At 75.1% G+C, this 2,676-nt stretch carries 3 protein-coding genes; 1 reads left to right on the plus strand and 2 read right to left on the minus strand.

The window, feature by feature from the left end; translation table 11 throughout:
- Positions 1 to 138: 138 nt before the first annotated feature.
- Complete coding sequence (locus IO36_RS39815) at positions 139 to 747, minus strand: flavin reductase family protein (RefSeq protein ID WP_037628041.1); 609 nt, start codon at positions 745 to 747, stop codon at positions 139 to 141.
- Between the two features lie 114 nt (positions 748 to 861).
- Here IO36_RS39815 and IO36_RS39820 point away from each other — a divergent pair, with 114 nt between their 5' ends.
- Positions 862 to 1,830 (plus strand): hypothetical protein, encoded by a 969-nt coding sequence (locus IO36_RS39820; RefSeq protein ID WP_063764955.1) that lies wholly within the window; start codon positions 862 to 864, stop codon positions 1,828 to 1,830.
- A gap of 12 nt (positions 1,831 to 1,842) precedes the next feature.
- Here IO36_RS39820 and IO36_RS39825 read toward each other — a convergent pair whose 3' ends face one another.
- Positions 1,843 to 2,622 carry an enoyl-CoA hydratase/isomerase family protein gene (locus IO36_RS39825; RefSeq protein ID WP_037628279.1) on the minus strand — a complete coding sequence of 260 codons (780 nt, stop codon included), beginning with the start codon at positions 2,620 to 2,622 and terminating at the stop codon, positions 1,843 to 1,845.
- Positions 2,623 to 2,676 lie beyond the last annotated feature (54 nt).

A 2,676-nucleotide genomic window follows, 5' to 3' on the forward strand; every position in this document is an offset into this window, starting at 1 on the left:
GTGGGGGTGGGACGGATTTGGGGCGGGGGTGTGGGGGTTGCGCCGGGTGCGGCGTGAAGGGTGGGGTGGTTTCGGGGCTGGGGCTGCGAAGGACGCCGGGTGCGGGTCTTCCGGGGTGGCTTCGGGGCCGGGCTCGTGTCAGGTGAGGAAGCGGCCCTTGTGGAACAGCAGGGGCCGCACCTCGTCGTCGTTCGCGCCGAGGGCGTCCACCCGGCCCACCACGATCAGGTGGTCCCCTCCCGTGTGCACCGCGTGGACCGTGCAGTCGATCCAGGCCGCGGTGCCCGCGAGCCGGGGAGATCCGGAGGCCGGGGCGGCGTCGTACACCACCCCCGCGAACTTGTCCGCCCCGCTCACCGCGAAGCCGCGGCACAAGTCGCCCTGGTGCGCGCCGAGCACGTTCACGCAGAACACCCCCGCGCGGGCTATGCGCGGCCACGTCGTGGACGTACGGCCGACCATGAAGCAGATCAGCGGAGGGTCGAGGGACAGCGAGGCGAACGACTGGCAGGCGAAGCCCGCCGGGCCCGCCGGGTGCCCCGCGGCCGGTGCCGTCACGACGGTCACCCCGGTCGCGAAGTGGCCCAGCACCCGCCGGAACCGGGCCGGGTCGACCGGCGCCCGCTCGTCCTCGCGGACCGCGCGCAGATCCGGGCGCGGCAACGCCTCGACGGGCCCCGCCACGGTGGGGGCCCCGGCCGACCTGAGGTAGCGGACGGCCGCGGCGGCCATCCCTGCGTGTCCCATCACACCTTCATTGAAGCTGACGAAGTGTCAGATAGGAAGGGGCGGGAGACCGTGGGGGAGGGCCGGAGAGGGCCCTCGCGGCACATCGGAGGGCGCCCGCGTATCTTTCGCCCCATGGGGTCGGGAAACACCGAGGGGACCGGGCGCCTCCGGTCGGCATGGACCGCGGCGGAGGTGAACCTCGCCGCGGCCGTCTGCGCCGCGCAGTTCGCGGTCGCCGCGGCGGTCTGGTGGGTCGGGACGTTCGACGACGACGACCACGGCGCGGGACTCGGCGGCGGGCTCGCCGCCTTCGGACTGCTGTGCCTGCTGGTCTTCGGACCGCCCCTGCTCGCCGGTCTCGGCCTGCTGCACGCGGTGACGTGCACGATGCCGGCCGCCGCCCTCGCCCGGCTCGCGCGCCGCCGCGCCCGGGGGCCCGAGACCGCCTGGCACCTGGCCCTCGTCCTGCTGCTCGGCGCGGTCTGGGCCGCGCTCGCGGTCGTCCTCCTGCATCTCGCGCCCACCGGCACCGGGACCCTGCTGCTCGCCGTGTCCGGAGTCCTGCCCGCGCTGGCCCTCGCCCGGGCCCGACGGCGCGAGCGCCTCACCGGACGCCCGCCGGAGGAGCGGCGCGTCTGGCTCCGCTCGGCGCTCCTCGCCCTCGGGGCGTGCGTCCTCGTCGTGGCGGCGGGCACGGTGGGTCTTGCCACCGGGCTCATCCGGGAGTACGAACCCCCGAAGCTCGGCGCCGACCGGCTCACCGGCGTCTGGCGCGGCGACCACGGAGCCGTGCTGCGGCTGCGCGCCGGCGGCAGGGCCGAGCTCTCGGCCGTGCCCGCGCAGCCCGAGTTCGAGGACGTGACCACCAAGGAGTTCACGCGCTGCGACGGCACCGGCAAGTGGTTCCTCGACACCGCGGGCCGCTACGACCCGTACGCCGACGGGCCCTCCACCGGGCGGCGTGACGGCGTGGTCGTCCGCGTGGGCGACTGCGGCCACGACACGTACTGGACGATCGGCGGCACCGAGGCCCACCCGGAACTCTTCGTGCTCTTCGGGGACCCCGACGCGGGGGATCTGCGGGTGCTGCGGCGGGGGTGAGGAGCGCCGCCCTCAGCGGCCCTTGTAGTGGGGGCTTCGGCGTTCCACGAAGCTCGCCACCCCCTCGTTGGCGTCCGCCGTCGTCATGTTGATCTCCTGTGCCGCCGCCTCCGCCGCGAAGGCGGTCGCCCGGTCGGTGTCCAGGGAGGCGTTGACCAGCTGCTTGGTGAGCGCGAGCGCGCGGGTGGGCCCTGCGGCCAGCCGCTCCGCCCACGCGCGGGCCGTCTTCTCCAACTCGTCGGGCGCCACCACCCTGTTGACCAGCCCGATCCGCTCCGCGTCCGCCGCGCTCAGCGCGTCGCCGAAGAACATCAGCTCCTTGGCCCGCCGCGGGCCCACCAGCCGCGGCAGCAGATACGCCCCGCCGCCGTCCGGTACGAGACCCCGGCGCACGAACACCTCGATGAAGCGGGCCTGTTCGGCCGCGAGGACCAGATCGCAGGCGAAGGCCAGGTGCGCCCCGATCCCGGCCGCCGTGCCGTTGACCGCCGCGATCACCGGCTTCTCGCAGTCGAGGACGGCGGCGATCAGGCGCTGCGCGCCCAGCCGGATCGTGCGCGCAACGTCCCCCGGCACCCGGTCGCCGGCCGGCGGCCCGCCCCGCAGGTCCGCCCCCGCGCAGAACCCGCGGCCGGTGCCGGTGACGACCACGGCCCGCACCCCTGGGTCCGCGGACGCCTCTGCGAGCAGACCGATCACGCGTTCGCGCTGGTCCCAGGTGAGCGCGTTCATCGCCTCCGGTCGGTTCAGGGTGATCCAGGAGATTGCGTTGTCGGTGGTGTGGCTTATCACGGTGGTGAGGGGTTCGGCGGGTGGGGTGAGGGGTTCGGCGGGTGGGGCGGGGGG

Source organism: Streptomyces aureus, from assembly GCF_000725495.1.
Classification (GTDB): Bacteria; Actinomycetota; Actinomycetes; order Streptomycetales; family Streptomycetaceae; genus Streptomyces; species Streptomyces aureus_B.

What these genes read in the sequence shown, in the direction of transcription:
- IO36_RS39815 (WP_037628041.1), bottom strand. Translation starts at nt 747, where the DNA reads ATGGGACACGCAGGGATGGCCGCCGCGGCCGTCCGCTACCTCAGGTCG.
- IO36_RS39820 (WP_063764955.1), top strand. Translation starts at nt 862, where the DNA reads ATGGGGTCGGGAAACACCGAGGGGACCGGGCGCCTCCGGTCGGCATGG.